General features: G+C 73.6%; 16 protein-coding genes. 9 read left to right on the top strand and 7 right to left on the bottom strand.

Annotated elements, in window-relative coordinates:
• Nucleotides 1-58: 58 nt before the first annotated feature.
• Together ACIQID_RS05050 and ACIQID_RS05045 are read left to right on the top strand one after the other, a co-directional pair.
• Nucleotides 59-3,115: a glycosyltransferase gene (locus tag ACIQID_RS05050; protein WP_400282551.1), complete on the top strand. Its 3,057-nt coding sequence runs from the start codon at nucleotides 59-61 to the stop codon at nucleotides 3,113-3,115.
• Nucleotides 3,112-4,494: a DUF5719 family protein gene (locus ACIQID_RS05045; RefSeq protein ID WP_400282548.1), complete on the top strand. Its 1,383-nt coding sequence runs from the start codon at nucleotides 3,112-3,114 to the stop codon at nucleotides 4,492-4,494. Before ACIQID_RS05050 ends, ACIQID_RS05045 begins: the two co-directional genes overlap by 4 nt.
• An 18-nt stretch (nucleotides 4,495-4,512) precedes the next feature.
• Here ACIQID_RS05045 and ACIQID_RS05040 read toward each other — a convergent pair whose 3' ends face one another.
• On the bottom strand, nucleotides 4,513-4,938 hold the full coding sequence (locus ACIQID_RS05040; RefSeq protein WP_331202599.1) for a hypothetical protein: 426 nt from the start codon (nucleotides 4,936-4,938) through the stop codon (nucleotides 4,513-4,515).
• Between the two features lie 77 nt (nucleotides 4,939-5,015).
• Here ACIQID_RS05040 and ACIQID_RS05035 point away from each other — a divergent pair, with 77 nt between their 5' ends.
• Nucleotides 5,016-5,222 carry a DUF3499 family protein gene (locus ACIQID_RS05035; RefSeq protein WP_025103036.1) on the top strand — a complete coding sequence of 69 codons (207 nt, stop codon included), beginning with the start codon at nucleotides 5,016-5,018 and terminating at the stop codon, nucleotides 5,220-5,222.
• Nucleotides 5,223-5,258: 36 nt separating this feature from the next.
• Here ACIQID_RS05035 and ACIQID_RS05030 read toward each other — a convergent pair whose 3' ends face one another.
• The gene (locus ACIQID_RS05030) at nucleotides 5,259-6,068 is read right to left on the bottom strand and encodes an RDD family protein (protein ID WP_400282543.1); all 810 of its coding nucleotides are present in this window, start codon (nucleotides 6,066-6,068) and stop codon (nucleotides 5,259-5,261) included.
• A gap of 16 nt (nucleotides 6,069-6,084) precedes the next feature.
• Here ACIQID_RS05030 and ACIQID_RS05025 point away from each other — a divergent pair, with 16 nt between their 5' ends.
• Nucleotides 6,085-7,077 carry a stage II sporulation protein M gene (locus ACIQID_RS05025; protein WP_312673092.1) on the top strand — a complete coding sequence of 331 codons (993 nt, stop codon included), beginning with the start codon at nucleotides 6,085-6,087 and terminating at the stop codon, nucleotides 7,075-7,077.
• A 17-nt stretch (nucleotides 7,078-7,094) separates the two neighbouring features.
• Here the strand turns inward: ACIQID_RS05025 and ACIQID_RS05020 are convergent, their stop codons facing one another.
• The 5 genes from ACIQID_RS05020 to ACIQID_RS05000 form a co-directional block, all read right to left on the bottom strand.
• Nucleotides 7,095-8,402, bottom strand: coding sequence for a DUF58 domain-containing protein (locus tag ACIQID_RS05020; RefSeq protein ID WP_400282540.1), 1,308 nt, complete (start codon nucleotides 8,400-8,402; stop codon nucleotides 7,095-7,097).
• A complete protein-coding gene (locus ACIQID_RS05015) occupies nucleotides 8,403-9,326 on the bottom strand; it encodes a MoxR family ATPase (RefSeq protein WP_331203129.1) in 924 nt (307 codons plus the stop codon).
• A gap of 97 nt (nucleotides 9,327-9,423) precedes the next feature.
• Nucleotides 9,424-10,611: a DUF4350 domain-containing protein gene (locus ACIQID_RS05010; protein WP_400282537.1), complete on the bottom strand. Its 1,188-nt coding sequence runs from the start codon at nucleotides 10,609-10,611 to the stop codon at nucleotides 9,424-9,426.
• Nucleotides 10,608-11,279 (bottom strand): DUF4129 domain-containing protein, encoded by a 672-nt coding sequence (locus ACIQID_RS05005; RefSeq protein WP_312673089.1) that lies wholly within the window; start codon nucleotides 11,277-11,279, stop codon nucleotides 10,608-10,610. Before ACIQID_RS05005 ends, ACIQID_RS05010 begins: the two co-directional genes overlap by 4 nt.
• Nucleotides 11,246-12,601 carry a glycerophosphoryl diester phosphodiesterase membrane domain-containing protein gene (locus ACIQID_RS05000; RefSeq protein ID WP_400282534.1) on the bottom strand — a complete coding sequence of 452 codons (1,356 nt, stop codon included), beginning with the start codon at nucleotides 12,599-12,601 and terminating at the stop codon, nucleotides 11,246-11,248. Before ACIQID_RS05000 ends, ACIQID_RS05005 begins: the two co-directional genes overlap by 34 nt.
• A gap of 95 nt (nucleotides 12,602-12,696) precedes the next feature.
• Between ACIQID_RS05000 and mtrA the strand changes: the two genes are divergently transcribed.
• The 5 genes from mtrA (at nucleotide 12,697) to hpf (ending at nucleotide 18,306) form a co-directional block, all read left to right on the top strand.
• Entirely contained in the window at nucleotides 12,697-13,377 is a 681-nt protein-coding gene (gene mtrA / locus ACIQID_RS04995) for an MtrAB system response regulator MtrA (RefSeq protein WP_025103044.1), read from the top strand.
• Between the two features lie 7 nt (nucleotides 13,378-13,384).
• Entirely contained in the window at nucleotides 13,385-15,064 is a 1,680-nt protein-coding gene (mtrB, locus tag ACIQID_RS04990; protein WP_312673085.1) for an MtrAB system histidine kinase MtrB, read from the top strand.
• Nucleotides 15,061-16,779, top strand: coding sequence for an LpqB family beta-propeller domain-containing protein (locus tag ACIQID_RS04985; protein WP_400282529.1), 1,719 nt, complete (start codon nucleotides 15,061-15,063; stop codon nucleotides 16,777-16,779). Before mtrB ends, ACIQID_RS04985 begins: the two co-directional genes overlap by 4 nt.
• A 91-nt stretch (nucleotides 16,780-16,870) precedes the next feature.
• Nucleotides 16,871-17,518: a ComF family protein gene (locus ACIQID_RS04980; protein WP_400282526.1), complete on the top strand. Its 648-nt coding sequence runs from the start codon at nucleotides 16,871-16,873 to the stop codon at nucleotides 17,516-17,518.
• 131 nt (nucleotides 17,519-17,649) lie between these two features.
• Complete coding sequence (gene hpf / locus ACIQID_RS04975) at nucleotides 17,650-18,306, top strand: ribosome hibernation-promoting factor, HPF/YfiA family (RefSeq protein WP_025103048.1); 657 nt, start codon at nucleotides 17,650-17,652, stop codon at nucleotides 18,304-18,306.
• Nucleotides 18,307-18,355: the final 49 nt, after the last annotated feature.

Below are 18,355 nucleotides of genomic sequence, written 5' to 3'. Positions count from 1 at the left end.
GGGCGCGCCGGGAGCGGTGCGCTTCCCGGCCTGACCGCGCGCATAGGCTGACCACGTCATGCCAGCCCGAGTTCATGCCCTCATCGTCGCGCGCCCCGGCCCCTCCGCCCGCGCTCAGCTCCTCCGCACGCTCGACGCCGTGCGCGCCCAGACCCTTCCGCCGGCGGCCGTCACGCTGATCATGTGCGGCGACGCCGCCACCGCTCGGGAGAGCGAAGCCGTCGCCGCCACCGTCGAGGGCATCATCGAGGCGCGCCCCTCGACCTCCTTCGCCGAGGCCCTCGACCTGGCACGCCCCCGCATCCTCGACGGCTCCGCGATCTGGATCCTCGCGCAGGACACGGCGCCGCACCCGCGCGCGCTGGAGCGCCTCACCGGCATGCTGGAGCGATCGCCCTCCGCCGCGATCGTCGCGCCGAAGCTCGTCGCCACCGACAACGACCGCGAGATCGTGTCCCTGGGCGTGAGCATGACCACGTTCGGCCGTGCCGTGGAGCTCGCCGCCGGGGAGCTCGACCAGGGACAGCACGATCGGATGGACGACGCCCTCGGCGCCGACATCCGGGGGCTGCTCATCCGCGGCGAGGTGCGCGAGGCCCTTCGTCCCGACCCCGCGCTGGCCGGTGCAGACGAAGGCCTCGACCTCGGCGTGCGCGCGCGACTCGGCGGCGGTCGCGTCGTCCTCGCTCCGGCGGCGCGGGTCTCCGCCGCGCCGGACGGTCCGGCGGCGCTTCCGACCGGACGGTCCCGCCGTGCCTTCGTCACCCGCCTCGCTCAGCTGCACCGGCGCCTCGCGTACGCCCCGGCCGCCGCGGTCCCCCTGCACTGGCTGACCTTCCTGCCCCTGGCGCTCTGGCGTTCCCTCACCCACCTCGTCGGCAAGCGGCCGGAGGCGGTGTTCCCGGAGTGGGGGGCGGCTCTCACCGCCATGCTCCGGTTCGGTGCCGTCGCGCGATCGCGGGCCCGGATCCGGTCCTTCCGCTCCTCCACCTGGGCGAGCATCGCCCCGCTGCGGGTCACGCCGGCGCAGTTGCGACGTCGGCTCGACGACGGGCACGGCAGCGAGCACGGGGCCGTCAGCGAGCTCCGGTTCTTCTCCGGCGGCGGCGCCTGGGCGGTGCTGGCCGCGCTCGTGGTCAGCATCGCGTCCTTCACCAGCCTCCTCGCGTGGCCGGCGCTCGGCGGGGGCGGCCTCCTTCCGCTGCGGGAGACGGTCGGCGCGCTGTGGAGGGACGCCGCCTGGGGTCTGCGCGGCGTCGGACTCGACGTCGTCGGGCCCGCCGACCCCTTCGCGGCCATCGTCGCCCTGCTCGGCTCCCTGTGGCCGGGGGCGCCGTCCTTCGCGATGGTCCTGCTGTGGATCCTCGCGCTTCCCCTCGCCGTCCTCGGCGGGTGGTTCGCCGCCACGCGCGTCACCGATCGTGCGGGTCTGCGCATCTTCGCCGGCATCGCGTGGGCCCTCGCGCCGACCTTCCTCACCGCCCTCGTCGACGGTCGCCCGGCCGCCGTGCTCGTGCACCTGCTGCTGCCGTGGCTGTTCCACTCCGCGGTCGTCGCGCACCGCTCCTGGGGTGCGGCCGGCAGCGCGTCGCTGCTCCTCGCCGCCGTCGTGGCCTGCGCACCGGTCCTCGCCCCGGCGCTCGCGGTGCTCTGGGTCGTGGCGCTGGGGATCGTGCTCGGCACCGCCCAGTTCCGCGGCGCGGGCCGTCTGCTCTGGCTGCCGCTGCCGACCGCCGCGCTCTTCGCACCGCTGATCCTCTGGCAGTTCGCGCACGGGACGCCTCTCGGCCTCTTCGCCGATCCGGGGCTGACCTGGCTCGGGCCGCAGGCGGCGGCGGATGCCGCCGGGCGTCTCGGTCTCGCCACCGGCTTCCCCACGGAGGACCTCGCCGGCTGGACGACGGTCGTCCCCGGCGCCTGGGCCGCGCTGCTGTGCGCCCCGCTCGCGCTGCTCGCCCTCGGGTCCGCCGTGTCCCCGCGGTGGCGCGCGGGCATCACCCTCCTGGTCGTCGCGCTCACCGGACTGGGCACCGCGTTCCTCGCCGTGGGCGTCAGCGTCGCCTTCACGCAGGGGACCGCCGTCCCGATCTGGCCGGGCACCGGGTTGAGCCTCGCGTGGATCGGCGTGGTCGGCGCCGCGACGGTCACCCTGGACACGGCGTTCCCGTTGCCCCGACTCCGCGTCGCCGCGACGGGCGTGGCGGCTCTCGCCCTCGTCGCCTGCGCTGTGCCCGCTCTCACCGCGCTCCACGCCGACCGCTCCCCGCTGACGAACGGCCCCGAGTCGACCCTGCCGGCGTACGTGCGGGCGCAGGCGGCCGGAGACCGGCCCATCGCCACTCTGATCCTCACGCCGCAGAACGACGGCGGGCTCGCGGTCGAGGTCGTCAACGGCGCCAGCGAGACGCTGGGCGCGCAGACGACGATGCTCTCGACCGCGGTCGAGCCGCAGGGCGACGACGTCTCCACGCTGGCGGTGGACCTCATCTCGGCCCGCGACTTCGACGCCCCGTCCGAGCTCCTCGACCACGGGATCAGCTACGTGCTCCTCGCCGCGGTGGACGATGAGGGGGACCGGGCGCGGTCGCTGCGGACGGCGTCGGTCGCCGCGATCGATCAGCGCGCCGGCCTCATGCAGGCCGGGTCCACCGACCGCGGGGTGCTCTGGCGTCTCGAGGGGGAGTCCGCCGCGTCCGCCGAGCTGACCGCAGGCGAGGAGGGCACCGCGCGGCTCGTGGTGACCGTCCAGCTGCTCGTGGTCCTCGCCGCCCTGCTGCTGTCCATCCCGACCCGCGCCTCGCGGCGCGCCGCACGGGCACGCTCCCGCATCGTCGGCAGAGCGCCCGAGGAGCCGCTGGTACTTCCGCGCCATGCCGAGGATCGCGAGCCGGAGACGGTGGACGAGGCCCCGGTGGGTGCCGTGGAGGACCCGCAGGACGAACCGGCCCTCAGCGACGAGGCCCTCGCCCCGATCGCGGACGCCGACCCGCAGGACGACGGGACCACCCTGCCGCAGGGGCCCGCGGATCAGGAGCACCCGACGGATGCCTCGGGCGCGGACGGCACGGCCGCCGCGCATCGCGACGACATCCGCACCCCGGAGGAGGACCGATGACCGGCACGCGCGCATTCCGAGTCGTCGCCACCAGCGCGCGGCTCGCCACCGGCGTGGTGGTCGCCGCGGCGTGCGTCGTCGGGGTGGCGACAGCGGTGCACGCCCCCTGGACGACCGTGACCCATGAACCGGCGCAGGAGCAGGTGACCCCGCTCCCCGGCGACAGCGTCCTCCTCTGCTCCGGCGACTTCCGCGCCCTCGGGCGGAACACGGCGGCACCGCTGGAGATGCGTGCGGCGGGGACGCCCCGGGTGACGGCGGGAGGCACCTCGGGCGCACCGGCGCTGTCGGGGCTCGCCGTCCCCGACCTCGTGGACGGCGACGACGTGCCCGTGCTGACGGGCACGGTCGAGGGCCGCACGGCCCCCCTGATCGCCGGCGCCGAATCGGTCGCGCTCTCCTCCGACGACCTCGCGGGTCTCGCGGCCTCGCCCTGCGGCGTGCCGCGACTGGAGTCGTGGCTGATCGGCGGCTCCGTCGGCACCGGTGCCGAAGACGTCGTCCTGCTCGCGAACGCCTCCGATGTCGCCGCGACCGTGACCCTCGCCGTCTACGGGACGGCCAGGGGCGGACGCACGGTGGTGGTGCCGCCGCGCACGCAGATCGCCCTTCCACTGACCGCCGTCGCGGCGGGGAACGACATCCCCGTCGTCAAGGTGAGCGCCGTCGGCGCGCCCGTCCGGGCGGTCCTGCAGTCCGCGCTGATGCGCGTCCTCGACCCCGTGGGGGCGGACCAGCAGGAGGCGGTCGCCGGCCCGCAGCAGCACCTCGTCCTCCCGGGGGTGCAGGCCTTCGCCGCGGAGGGCGATCATGGCGACATGACCGTCCTCCGGCTCCTCGCCCCCGGTGCGGACGCCACGGCCCGCGTGCGGGTGACGGGGGAGGGCGGCGGCGCCGGGCTCGACGAGTTCACCGTGCCGCTCACCGCCGACGAGCCGACCCAGGTGTCGCTGAGCGGTCTGGAGCCCGGGACCTACACGGTCGAGATCGATGCGGACGCGCCGGTCGTCGCCGGCGTCCGGCAGCAGGACGGCTTCGGCGCGGACTCCGACTTCGCGTGGGTGACGCCCGCTCCGCAGATCGACACCGATGTCGCCTTCGCGGTTCCCGCGGGGCCGAGCCCGAAGCTGCAGCTGGCCAATCCCTCGGACGAGGAGGTCACGGTCACCCTCAGCACGATCGAGGGAGACGCTCCGCAGGAGATCACCGTTCCGGCCGGTGGCACCCGCGCTGTCGAGGTCCGCGCCGATCGGTCCTATCTGCTCCAGCCCGCGGGGCCGGTGCATGCGGCGGTGACGCTGACGGGATCCGGGGCGCTGGCGGTCCTGCCGGTGCCCGCGCCCGCCGGGGTGGAGAGCTCGATCACCGTCTATCCCTGAGCAGGGAGGGCGGGCCGCTCAGTGGTCGTGGCCCAGATCCCACGGCTCGCGGCCGACGTATTCCGCCGCGGCTCGGAAGACGGCGCTCTCGATCGCCAGCCGGCGGTGGGTGGCGTCGTCGTGCCCCGGGGGGAGGAGACGCTCGATCGGGATGCGGAAGAGCACGATCCTCCGCCGCTCCCGGTCCAGGTGCCAGCGGGGGACCTCGCCGTCGGCGTCGGCGGCGGGCAGCGCGCCGATCTCGAAGCGGACGTCCTGGAGCTCCGGCCAGGTGCCGCGGAGGAACTCGACGGCGGTCCCGACGGTGAGGTCGAAGCGATCGATGCGCCCGTCCAGCGGGGCGAGCGGCGGCTTCACGACCTCGCTGCGGCCGAGCCGTCCGTGTCGTCCGTGTCGAGCGCCGCGGCGGACACCGGAGACGGGGGCGGAGCGACGACGGGGCATGCCGAAAGTCTAGGCGCTGCGTGCCCCTCCGGCGCGGCACCGCCCTCGGGGCAGCGAGGAGCCGTACGCTGACGGAGATGGACGGACGACTGTGCTCGAAGGTCGGCTGCGCGCGCGAGGCCGTGGCCACCCTCACGTATGACTACGGCGACCAGATGGCCGCGCTCGGACCGCTCGGTGCGGCCAACGACCCCCAGGCGCACGATCTGTGCGCGCCGCACGCCGATCGGCTGTCGGTCCCCGCGGGCTGGCTGGTCGTGCGTCACGAGGCCCTCCGCGCCTGACCGAAGACCGCCGAGGAGACCCTCGGTGCGACGACGTCAGACGCCCAGTCGCCGTCCGGTGAGCCTCTCGGCCCGGCGGTCCGCGTTCTGCAGCGCCCGCCGTTCCCGCTCCCGCCGCAGGACGGTGATGCCGACCAGCGCGAGCTCCGCCGGCGCGGCCGGCATCGGGGAGACGTAGGGCGTCGCCTCGGCCAGCAGATCCCCGGCCACGCGGGCACGCGCCGCCGGCAGCATGCGCGGAGCGCTCACGAGGAACTGCGAGATGCGGCGGGCGAGGCGATCGGGGAGGCGGGCCACATCGGCGACCTGCGCCCACCCCGCCAGCGCGGGCGGCAGGACGGGAGCCGGCGAGAAGAGCTTCGGTGTGCGCACCCGCTGGCTGTACGTGCCGGCGACGAGGTCGCCCAGCCGTTGAGAGCGTGCCGTGAAGGCGCCGACCAGCACCGCGAGGCCGCCGAAGGTGAGGTAGATCTCGAGCACGCCGAGCAGGGCGCGGATGAAGGCGTGCCGGAACCCGGCCGCGCCGCCGTCCATCCGCACGATCCGCCCGCCGACCGCGAGCTTGCCGAGGCTGCGGCCCTTCAGGGCCACCTCCATCGTGATCGGCAGGACCACGAAGCTGACGACGAGGGAGGCCACGAGGGCGATGCGGTCGGTGGCCGGATCGAGCACGCCGATGTCGAGGAGCCAGAGGCGCAGGAAGATCGACCCGACGAAGACGGCGTACCCGAGGAGCATGTCGATGACCGCTCCCGCCGCGCGGAGGAGGAACCCCACGGGCTGGACGTCGATCGCCACCGCCTCTCCGGAGAGCACCTCGTCGGAGACGTCGATCTGCGCGGACATGAGTACAGTAAATCAGGTGGATGCCGATGCCCTCACCGATGCGCGCCGGCCCGAATGGGAGCGGCTGGACGCCCTCAGCCGGGCTCGTCTCGACGGCGCCGGCGTGGACGAGCTCATCGTGCGCTATCGCGCCGCCTCCGCCGACCTCGCGGAGCTGAAGACGTCCGTCGGCGAGTCGCCGCAGGGCGCCTATCTCTCCACGATCCTCGTGCGCGCCCGCCTCCGCCTCACGGGAGCCGCGGACAGCATCCTCACCCAGACGGCGCGCTTCTTCCGGCTGCAGCTGCCCGCCGCGCTGTACCGTCTGCGGTGGACGACCCTCGTCATCGCCCTCGCCTTCGTGGCCATCGCCGTCGGCACCGCGGCCTGGATCGCGAGCGACCCCGCTCTGGTCGCCACCCTCGGCCCGCCCGACGCCCTTCAGCAGTACGCCGACGAGAGCTTCACCGGGTACTACACGGAGAACCCGGCCGCGGTGTTCATGGGCATGGTGTGGACGAACAACGCCTGGATCGCGATGCAGTGCGTGCTGTTCGGCGTGACCGGGATCTGGCCCGTCTACATGCTCGTGCAGAACGCCATGGGCCTCGGCACGTCCGGGGCGGTGATGGCGGTCCACGACAAGGCCGACCTCATGGTCCTCTACATCCTTCCGCACGGCATGCTGGAGATGACGTGCATCTTCGTCGCCGCGGCCGCCGGCCTGCACATGTTCTGGGCCTGGGTCGTGCCCGGCCCCCGCACCCGCGGCGAAGCGCTCGCCGCGGAGGGCAGGGCGCTGGCCACCGTCGCCCTCGGACTCGTGTTCGCGCTCTTCCTGTCCGGACTCGTCGAAGGCTTCGTCACCGGCTGGGCGCTGCCCTGGCCGGTCAAGATCGGCATCGGGGCGGCGGCGCTCGCGGTGTTCCTCATCTACATGCTCGTCGTGGGCCGCCGGGCGCACCGTCGAGGCGAGACCGGCGATCTCGTGGAGTACGAGTCGGGCACGCCACGGCTCGTCGCGGGCTGACGCGTCCGCGCCCGCGGTCAGAGCCGTCCTGCCGCCTTGAGCTCGAGGTAGCGGTCCGCGATCCGGGGCGGCAGATCCTCCGGGTCGGCGGCGATCGCCTCCCCGCCGGCTCGGCGGATCGCGTCCGCGACGTTCTCGGCGTCTCGGAGCGTGCGCTCGGCGGCCGCGGCGAGATAGACGTCCTCGCGTGATCCTCGGGCGCGGGCGAGCGCGGCGATGCCGTCATCGGTCACCGACCCGACGAGCACCGTGGTCGCGCGCGAGGCGTCGGGGAACGCCCCGAGGAAGCCCCGGGCGGACTCGGCCGCGTCCTGAGCGGTGAGCACGACGACGAGGGAAGGGCGCGTCGTCAGCGTGCGCACCGCCGCGAAGGCCGCATGCCAGTCGGTGTCGACGAGGCGGGCGTGCACCGGAGCCATGGCGTCCGTCAGCGCGGGGAGGAGTCCCGTGCCGTCCACGCCGGTGACCCGCGCCCGGGTGACACGGTCGTGCATGAGCAGGTGCACGTGATCACCGGCACGGGAGGCGAGCGCGGAGAGCAGCAGCGCCGCCTCCAGCGCGGCGTCGAGCCGGGTGCCGTCGCCCACGCGTGCGGCAGCGGTCCGTCCGGTGTCGACGATGAGGACGACGTGCCGGTCGCGCTCCGGACGCCAGGTGCGGAGCATCGTCGTGCCCGCGCGCGCGGTCGCCCGCCAGTCGATCGAGCGCACGTCGTCGCCGCGCACGTACTCCCGCAGCGAGTCGAACTCGGTGCCCTGCCCGCGGACCTGGATGCTCGTGTTCCCGTCGAGCTCGCGCAGGCGCGCGAGCCGGGACGGCAGGTGCTTGCGCGACGTGAACGCCGGCAGCACGCGGATCGCGCCGCGGACGGGATGCGGCGCCTGGCGACCGGCGAGACCCAGGGGGCCGCGGGAGCGGAGCACGACGAAGGCGCTGACCAGCTCGCCTCGCCGCCGCGGGCGGAGGGGGATGTCCACGCGCCGACGCTCACCCGGGGGGATGCGCAGATGCTGCCGCGTCTCCGGCGCCCCGGCCGTGGGCTGCCAGGCGTCGCGGAGGAGGACGTCGAGCAGCCGGGCCCCGCGGTTCTCCACCGCCACGCTGACCGGGATCAGCTCGCCGAGGCGTGCGCGGGACGGGACCCGGCGGGTGACGGTCGCCGCGCGGGGGTCGCCCGCGAAGACGAGATCGATGGCGACGAGGAGGGCGCAGAGACCGATCCATCCGCCCAGGACGGCATAGGGCGGGACGCCCGCCAGTCCGGCGAGGACCAGCGGCACGATGCCGACGGCGAGGGCGACGGCGAGACGGCCCGTGACGAACACCTAGATCGGCACCCGGGTCTGCTGGACCACCGACGTCAGCACGGCGTCCGCGGACACGCCCTCCATCTGGGCGTCGGGGCGGAGCTGGAGACGATGCCGCCACACCGGCACGAGCATCGTCTGGACGTGGTCGGGGGTCACGGCTGTGGAGGCGTTCAGCCACGCCCAGGCCTTGGCTGCGGCGAGCAGTCCGGTCGAGGCGCGAGGGCTGGCGCCGAGCTCCACGGAGGGGGACTGCCGGGTCGCGCGGGCGAGGTCGACCACGTAGCCGAGGACGTCGTCCGTCACGTCGACCCGCGCCGCCGCCTGCTGGGCGGCGCGGATCTCGTCGACGCCGATCACGGCCTCGACGCCGGTGAGCTCCCGCGGCGAGAACCCCTGGGCGTGGCGTCGCAGCACGGACACCTCGGCGTCGCGCTCCGGCATGCCGACGACGAGCTTCATCAGGAAGCGGTCGAGCTGAGCCTCCGGCAGCGAGTACGTCCCCTCGTGCTCGACGGGGTTCTGCGTCGCGGCGACGAGGAAGGGGTCGGGCAGCGCACGGCTCACCCCGTCCGCGGAGACCTGGCGCTCCTCCATCGCCTCCAGGAGGGCCGCCTGGGTCTTCGGGGGCGTGCGGTTGATCTCGTCCGCGAGCAGGATGTGCGTGAACACCGGCCCGGCGCGGAAGTCGAACTCCCCGGTCCTGGCGTCGTAGACGAGCGATCCCGTGACGTCGCCCGGCATCAGATCGGGGGTGAACTGCACCCGCTTGGTGTCGAGGCCCAGAGCCCGCGCGAAGGAGCGCACCACGAGGGTCTTCGCCACTCCGGGCACGCCCTCGAGCAGGACGTGGCCGCGGGCCAGGAGCGACACCAGCAGGCCGGTGACCGTGCCGGCCTGGCCGACCACGGCCTTGTCCACCTCGGTGCGGACGCGGTGCATGGCCTGGCGCAGTGCGGCGTCGTCTGCGGGACTGTTCTCGTCGGTCACGGGGTCTCCTCGGCTTCGGTCGGGAACGGGATGCGGGGTGGGCAGGTGTTCATGCGTCACTCCCGGGGGTCTGCGCGCTCGTGTCCACGGCGGCCTCGAGCTCGTCGAGGCGCCGGGCGAGCGCCACGAGCGCGGCATCGTCGGGGGGCGGCGGTCCCGCCAGCAGGCTCTGCAGCGTGCCGCGGGGGATCCGCAGCCGGTCGGCGGCGGCGTCCGCCACCTCGTCCGCACTCGCGTGCACGGCCAGCCCCAGCCGTCGGGCCAGTCGCCGTCGGGTGCCCTCTCGGAGCGCCTCGGCGGCGTGCGGGGCGTCGGCTGCCCTGGCCGTCAGGCGGGCGCGTCCGTGCATCGTCTCCGAGGCCCGCACCGTCACGGGGAGGGTCTCGGCGACGAGCGGTCCGAATCGTCGCCCCTGGGCCACGGCCACGGCCAGACCGGCGGCGAGCAGCAGCAGGATGGCCGGCGTGACCCAGTCGGGCGTGAGGGTGCCGAGCGTGTCGGGGGTCGTGCCCTCGATGTCGGTGTCCTCGAAAGACGGCACGTACCAGACGACGCGCCCGGTCTGGCCGAGCAGCGCGAGACCGAGAGCGGCGTTGCCGTCCTCCGCGAGCGTCGCATTGCTGAAGAGCTTCACGCCCTCGACGACGGCGCGGTACCCGTCGCGCTCGTCCACGAGCACGGCGGCGGCATCGCCGTCGGCGAAGCAGCCGGTGACGCCGTCGGCGGGGGAGAAGAGCCGATCGGGGCGGATGTCGCCGACCTCGGCGAACGCGGGTACCGCGCACGCGGCCGGTCGCGGGGCCGCCGAACCGGAGGCGTTCTCGCCGATCGCGAGCTCGGCCAGGAGGTGGGTGCCGGTGGAGAGGAAGACGACGCGGTCGGCCGGTGCGAGCAGATCCGCCAGCGCCTCGTCGGAGAGCGTGAAGGGGTTGGTCAGAGCGAGCGTGCTGTCCTCGTCGAGGGCGGCCGCGGCCGCTGCCCGGGAGCGGACGACCTCGACCTCGACGCCCTGGTCCCGGAGGAGCTCTGCGAGGGCGAGGGCACCGGTGCCGGACCGGCTCTCCGGGTCGAGGGCGCCGCGGGCACCGGGACCGCGCGCGGCGAGCTGCGAGGCGGCGAGGGCCACCGCGATCACGAGCACCGCGACGAGCAGCCAGCCCAGGAGGGAGGCGGTGCGGCGCTTCGGGCGTTCGGCGGTGGTATCGACGTCCTCGTCGGGTGCGGCGGTCGTCGTCATGCGGGCACCGCCTCGGGACGGTGGGCGCGGAGCCGCTCGTCGGTCGCGGCGAGGTGGCGGTAGTCGTCTGCGGCGGCGGGATGGCGCAGGTACCGCACGTCGTCGAAGGACGCCGCGGCGCGGCGCAGGGATTCCGCCTCATCGACGAACACCGCACTCGCGGACCGGGCGATCGACTGCGCCGTCGCGCCCGGCGCCGGATCGATGAGATCGCGCTCGAGCAGGCTGCGGGCGATCGCCCGATAGCGCAGCACGACGGCGGTGTCCCAGTCGTTCTGCCGTGCGCTGCGCTCGGCGTCGGCGCGGAGCTGTGCGGCGCTGCGGTCGTCCGCCGCGCCGAGGAGGTCGCCCTGGGGGCGGCGGATCGCCCGCGACCGTCGGGGGCGTCCCCAGACGAGCAGTGCGGTGACCAGGGCCGCGGCGATGAGCACCGTGACGACGATGAGCGCGGTGGGGCCGACGTTCGCGCCGTTGTCCCCGCTGAAGAGATCGCCGAGGAAGCGCATCACGTCGCGCGCGAACAGATCGAACCAGGTGGGTTTCGCGTCGGCGTAGCGCGGGTTGGACAACTCCTCCTCCGCCCAGCGGCGCGCCTCGTCCCCGTCCGGGACGAAGACGTCGTCGAAGCGCCGCATCATGGCTGCGGCGTGGTGCCCGGAGCCGTCCATCCGCCCGCCGCCTCGGCGGGGGGAGCGGCCGGGGGCGCCGGGGTGGGCGGGGGCGGCGGCGCGAAGGAGGGGGGAGCGGGAGGCGCGGTCTGCGGGCCGGGCGCCGGCGGTGCCGGGTACCCGCCGGGCGCGGGCGGTGCCGGGTACGCACCGGGCGCCGGCGGTGCCGGGTATGCGGGAGCTCCGTATCCGGGAACTCCATACCCCTGGGTCATCATGACGTGCTCGGGCATCTGACGCGGCGGCGGAGCACTGCTGACCGCGCGGGAGGGATCGACCGCGAACGGGTCGCCGAGCTGGTCCTCCGGGATGCCGAGGTCGCGGCGCTCCACGTGGGAGAGGAGCGTCTGGTCGAGACCCTCGTAGCGCATCCGGCAGTCGAGGTAGACGAGCACGCCCCCGGTGCTCTGCACGACGATGGTGATCGCCTGCAGGATCAGCAGGAGCACCTGCGGGGCGAGAAGCGCGAAGACGTACGCGATGACCGCGCTCGGCTCACTGGCACCGGTCGGCGCGATGACGGTGCCGAGGAACGAGGAGAGCATGGCGGTCGGGAAGCTGACGACCTGCATCGCCAGACCCATGATCAGGCTGATGAGGAAGGTCACGCCGAACGCGACCCAGAAGCGGCCGCGGGTCAGCCGCCAGGACCGCACGAGAGCCTCCCGGAAGCGGGCGCGCTCCAGCACGAGGATCGACGGCACGAGCAGCAGCTTGGTCGACAGCCAGACCGTGAGGGGGATCGCGGCCGCGCCGAGGAGGACCACGACGAGCACGACGATGCCGATCATCTCCGGGGTGCCGCCGAGGCCGCCGGCGAGGAGAGCGCCGACGACGCCTGCGACGATCGCGAGGCCGCCGAAGAGGGCGAGCACCGAGAGGGAGGCGAAGCCCGCCAGCCGCCAGAACGCCGGGGTCATCCGGCGCCACAGCATGCGCAGCGAGGCCTTGACGCCCACCGTGGCGTATCCGACCTCGGCGGCGACGACGCCCTGCATGAGAGCGGTGAAGGCGATGGAGGCGAGCCCGACGATGAGCCCGGCGAGGAGGTTGATGGCGATGGTGCCGGCGAACACGGCCTCGAAATCGGGAGAGGAGGGGGAGACCGTCTCCAACCGCGAGAACGTCGTGAACAGGACGACGCCCATCACCCCGGCGGTGGCGATGACGACCACGAGCTGGATGACGACGGCGAACCCGAACAGGACCTTGGGGTTGTGCCGGAGGGCGGCGAAGGCCTTGCCCAGCAGCATGCCGAAGGTCAGCGGATGAAGGGGGATGATGCCCTTCCGGGGAGCTGGGGTCCACGTCTGGCCGCTCACGGGCCTCCCTCCGTCGTGCGCTCCCATCGTGTCATATCCTCGCGCTGAGGCGCAGACCTGCGGAGGGCGGGACTCGGTGCCATAAGGTAACAGTTATGACCTCACGCATCCTTGTGGTCGACGACGACACCGCGCTCGCCGAGATGATCGGCATCGTGCTGCGCACGGAGGGATTCGAGCCGGTGTTCTGCGCGGACGGCGCGCGCGCCGTCGACGAGTGGCGCGCGCAGCGTCCCGACCTGGTGCTCCTCGACCTGATGCTCCCCGGTATGGACGGCATCGAGATCTGCACGCGGATCCGCGCCGAGTCGGGGGTGCCGATCATCATGCTGACGGCCCGCAGCGACACGGCCGACGTGGTGCGCGGTCTCGAGGTCGGGGCCGACGACTACATGGTCAAGCCCTTCAATCCCAAGGAGCTCGTGGCGCGCATCCGCACCCGGTTGCGGCCGACGCCGCAGGCCTCCAGCGAGCAGCTGCGGATCGGCGACCTCACCGTCGACGTGGACGCGCACGAGGTGCGCCGCGGGACGACCCCGATCGCCCTCACGCCGCTGGAGTTCCAGCTCCTCGTGGCCCTCGCCTCCAAGCCGCAGCAGGTGTTCTCCCGGGAGATGCTCCTCGAGCAGGTCTGGGGCTACCACTACAAGGCCGACACCCGGCTCGTGAACGTGCACGTGCAGCGCCTGCGGGCGAAGGTGGAGCTCGACCCGGACAACCCCAAGATCGTCATGACGGTCCGCGGCGTGGGCTACCGCGCCGGCAGCGTCACCTAGGGACCCCATGGCCGCGACGACAGCGACCACGGCCGTCGCCGTCCTCCGCGACTGGCGCGGCTGGCCGGACGTGCTGGCGGCGCTGTGGCGACGGTCGCTCCGCTTCCGCACCCTCGCGATCACCCTGGTCGCCACGTCGCTGGCGATCTTCATCACCTGCGTCACGATGGCGCTCGTCATCCAGAACGACCTCTTCGTGTCGCGGAAGAACGTCGCGCTGGAGGATGCCCGCCGGGCGGTGGATCAGGCGCAGTCCCTGCTGGACGTGGCGGAGGTGGGCGACGATCCCGCGGCGCTGACCGATCTGTGGAACGGTATCCCGGACACCCTCTCTCGTACATCGAGCGCCGACCTGCTCGCCGGCTTCAAGATCCAGGACGGCTCGGGGACGGTCCGGCTCAACGGTTTCACCGCCGGGCTCACGCCGGATCTGCTGAGCCCCGAGTTGCAGGCCAGGGTCCGCGAGTTCGACGACCGGCAGGCCTGGCAGTCCGTCGCCCTCCCCACGGAGGACGGCGGCGTCGTGCCGGGCATCGTCGTGGGGCAGCAGCTCCAGGTGCCGCAGGCCGGATCCTTCGAGATCTACTTCGCCTACGACCTCGCCGACGCCGACCAGACCCTCGTCTTCGTGCAGCGCACCCTGTGGATCGCCGGCATCGGGCTGGTCGCCATCGTCGCGGTCATCTCCTGGATCGTGCTGCGGACCGTGTCCACCCCGATCGTCCAGGCGGCGGAGACGAGCGCGCGGCTCGCGGCGGGCGACCTCGGCGTGCGGCTGGAGGTGCACGGCGAGGACGAGCTCGCGACCCTCGGCCGCTCCTTCAACGCGATGGCCGACAGCATCGAGGCGCAGATCAAGGAGCTCGGCGAGCTCTCGATGGTGCAGCAGCGCTTCGTGTCCGACGTCTCGCACGAGCTGAGGACCCCGCTGACGACGATCCGTCTCGCCGCCGACATGCTCAACGACCAGCGCGACGAGTTCGACCCCACGACCGCGCGCACCGCCGAGCTGCTGCACGCGCAGGTGCAGCGGTTCGACACGCTGCTGGCCGACCTGCTGGAGATCAGTCGCTACGACGCGGGGTCCGTGCAGCTCGAGCTGGAGGCGACGAGTCTCGCCCAGCTCGCGGAGGACGTCATCGAGCAGATGCGGCCGCTCGCGGAAGGACACGGCACGGAGATCCGCCTCGTGGCACCAGGCGGCTACTCGCCGGTGGACATGGACCCGCGCCGCGTGCGGCGGGTGCTGCGCAACCTCATCGGCAATGCGATCGAGCACGGGGAGGGACGCCCGGTCGTCGTCACGGTGGACAGCAACCAGCATGCCGTGGCGGCGGGGGTGCGCGACTTCGGGCTCGGCATGGACCCCGGGGACGCGGAGCGGGTGTTCGACCGCTTCTGGCGCGCCGACCCCTCACGCCAGCGCACCATCGGCGGCACGGGGCTCGGCCTGTCGATCGCCCTCGGCGACGCGACGCTGCACGGCGGGACCCTGGCGGTCTGGTCGGAGCTCGGTGTCGGCTCGCACTTCGTGCTGACCATCCCGCGTCACGACCGCGTGCTCGACGGTCCGAGCCCGATCCCGGTGGAGCCGCAGGAGCCCCTCGCCGAGCTCGGGGACGCCACGCAGCCGATCTCCATCGCCGAGACGTACTCTGATCTCCTCGACGGGAAGGAGCAGTCATGACCACGCGCGCGTCACGTCGCCTCCTCCGCGCCGCCGCCGTGGCGGTCGTGGCCCTGCTGCTGCCCGCCTGCGCAGGGTTGCCGACGAGCGGCGACGTCGCGGTCGGCCTCGAGCTGGGCGAGTCGCCGGACGACGTCGACGTGCTCCCGGTCGCCTCGGGCCCCATCGCGGGGGCGGGACCGGAGGAGATCGTGGAGGGCTTCCTCGAGGCCGGCATCACGACCTCGGACAACTGGGCCACGGCGCGGGAGTTCCTGGCGCCGTCGCTGCAGCGGAGCTGGCGTCCGTCGGCGGGCGTCTCCATCGATGCGGGGTCCGAGGCGCGGACTCTCACATCGAACCTCGCCGACGACCAGGTCGAGGACGCCGACGAGGCCGAGGTGCAGGTGCTGCTCGAGCTGGTGGCGAGCGTCGACGACTCCGGGGAGTACAGCGGCGCTCCCGGTGACTCGAGCGTCCCGTTCGCGCTGGCCCGTGGTGAGGACGGGGAGTGGCGCATCACCCAGGCGCCCGACGGCGTCGTCATCGACGAGGCGCGGTTCCCGAACGTCTTCGAGGGGTACTCCCTGCAGTGGTTCGATGCGAGCTGGTCTCGACTCGTCCCCGACACGCGGTGGTTCCCCCGTCGTCAGAGCCCGGCGACCACGGTGACCCAGGCGCTCGTCGCCGGCACACCGGCGGAGTGGCTCGACCCGGCGGTCCAGACGGCGTTCCCGGCCGATGTGCAACTGGCGCAGGATGCGGTGCTGATCACGGCGCAGGTCGCCGAGGTGTCGCTGACGCGTCCGGCGGCGGGTCTCGACAGGACCACCCTGGCGCGCATGCGCACGCAGCTCCAGGCGACGCTGAAGGCCGCCGGCGTGAACGTCACCCAGGTGCGTTTCAGCGTCGACGGGCGGGCTCTCGACGCGGGAGTCGTCGAGCTGGCCGGCCCCACCCCCGATCCGGGGACGCTCGTGCTGAAGGACGGTGTGTTCGGACGCATCGTCGGCGACGAGATCGCGTCGCTCTCCGCGATCAGCCCGCAGATCCAGTCCATCTCGCAGCCGATCGAGGCGATCGACGTCGCTGCCGACGATGCCAGCGCGGCGTTGCAGCTCGACGACGGCCACGTGTACCTGGTGGGCAAGGGGTCGCGCGACGAGCTGGATGCCCGGCCGGGTCTCGTGCGTCCGTCCCTCGACCCCTATGGCTACGTGTGGTCCGTCCCCGCCGGGGCGCCACAGGCCGTGCAGGCCGTCGGCGCGGACGTCGTCGCCCACAAGGTGGCGAGCGCCTGGCCGAGCGCCTCCTCCGTCTCGGACGTGCGGGTGGCGGCGGACGGAGCCAGAGTGGCGGCGGTGATCATCGTCGGAGGTCAGCGCTGGCTCGCGGTCGCCGCGGTGGTGCGGGACGACTCCGGGGTGCCCACGGAGCTCGGCGAGGTCCGACCGCTGCTCCAGCTCTCCGAGGCGTCGACGGGACTCGTCTGGCTGGGGCCGGACCGCCTGGCCGTCCTGACCGACTCGTCCACCCCCCGCCTCCTCGTGCAGCCGGTCGGCGGTCCGGGGTCGGCGGAGACCGCGCCGAGCGACGCCGCCTCGGTCGCCGGCGCCCGGACTCCGGCGGGCGTGCGCATCCTCGACACCGACGGACAGCTGTTCGCCCATGCCGGCTCGGCGTGGCGCGAGGTCGCGGAGGGTGTCGCCGTCCTCGCCACGCGCGCGGGCGAGTGACCGCTCCTGCACAGTCGCGGACGACACCCGTCCGTTCTCACCTCGACCCGTCCGCGATCCACGCACCGGCTCCGGGCGACAGGATCCATGCATGGGTATCGGAACGCGGAGGGATCCGCTCCTCGCCGAGATCGGTGCGCTGCTGCTCGCGGCACGGTGCGCCGGGTGCGAGCTCCCCGGGGTGCTGCTCTGCGACGACTGCCGGACCGCGCTCGAGCCGTCGCCGCGTGAGGTGCGCACGCCCGCTGGCCTGCGGGTGCGGACCGCGCTCGCCCTGGAGGGCCCGGTCGCGTCCTGTGTCCGGCGGCTGAAGGGGGAGGGCGAGACGCTCCTGGCCCGGCCGCTCGGCGCCGCGCTCGCCGCCGTCCTGACGCCCGCCCTCGTCTCCGGTGCCTGGGTGATCCCGGTACCGACCTCCCGCGGCGCATTTCGTCGGCGGGGCTACCGTGTCCCGGAGCTCCTCGTCCGGCGCGCCGGCGCCGATCCGCAGCGCGTCCTGACCCTCACCCGCCGGGTGCGGGACCAGCGCGAGCTGGCCGCACCGGACCGCGCCGCGAACGTCCGCGGCGCGATGCGGTCGCGGCGGTCGGGGCTCGGGGCGCCGGCGGTCGTCGTGGACGACGTGATCACGACGGGAGCCACGCTCGACGAGGCCGCCCGGGCGCTCGTCGTGGCCGGATTCGTGGTCGTCGGGGCCGTCGCGCTCGCCGCCACGCCGAAGTCGCCCGGATCCGGATGAGGTTCATCGGAGACTCACCGGAGACACAGGGCCGTGGGCCGTGACATCCGCCGCGGGTCGGACTACGGTGGGGTGTCACAAGGCGACCACGGTCCGCCCTTGGCCGGGCGGACCGGGACAAGGAGGCAGCAATGGAAACGAGCATCGTGGGCGTCGGAGTGGGCATCACCGATCGCTTCCGCACCGTCGTCGAAGAGAAGATCGCCAAGATCCAGACACTCGCCGCCAAGGCGCAACGGCTGGACGTGAAGGTCACGCACCGGGTCTACCGCAACGGTCGCATCCCGGACGAGACCGTCGAGCTGACGCTGGTCGGGAAGGGCCCCGTGGTCCGCGCCGAGGCCGTCGACGGCGACAAGTTCGTGGCGCTCGATCTCGCGATCGACAAGATGACCGAGCAGCTGCGCCGCGCGAAGGAGAAGCGGGTCGACGGTCGACAGCATCCGCGCGGTCCGCACTTCGAGAAGGGCAGCGGTTCCCTCGAGGGCATCGACGTGCAGCCGGCCTCCGCCGAGGTGCTGCATGCCGTGGCGACGGGCAGCATCCCCGTGCAGAGCGAGGAGGAGGAGGACTACTCCCCGGTCGTCATCCGCACGAAGAGCTTCGAGGCGGAATGGATGACCGTGGAGGAGGCCGTCGACCGGATGGAGCTCGTCGGGCACGACTTCTTCCTCTTCGTCGACGCCCGCACCGACCACCCGAGCGTGGTCTACCGCCGCAAGGGCTGGGACTACGGAGTCATCGCCCTGAGCACGCAGGCTCCGCCCGCCGAGGCGCTCGCCTCCTGACACGACCGAGAACGGCCCGATCCCCGCGGGGATCGGGCCGTTCTCGCGT

This window comes from Microbacterium sp. NPDC091676 (assembly GCF_044756645.1).
GTDB lineage: Bacteria > Actinomycetota > Actinomycetes > Actinomycetales > Microbacteriaceae > Microbacterium > Microbacterium paraoxydans_D.
This window is presented reverse-complemented; position numbering and strand designations above follow the sequence as displayed.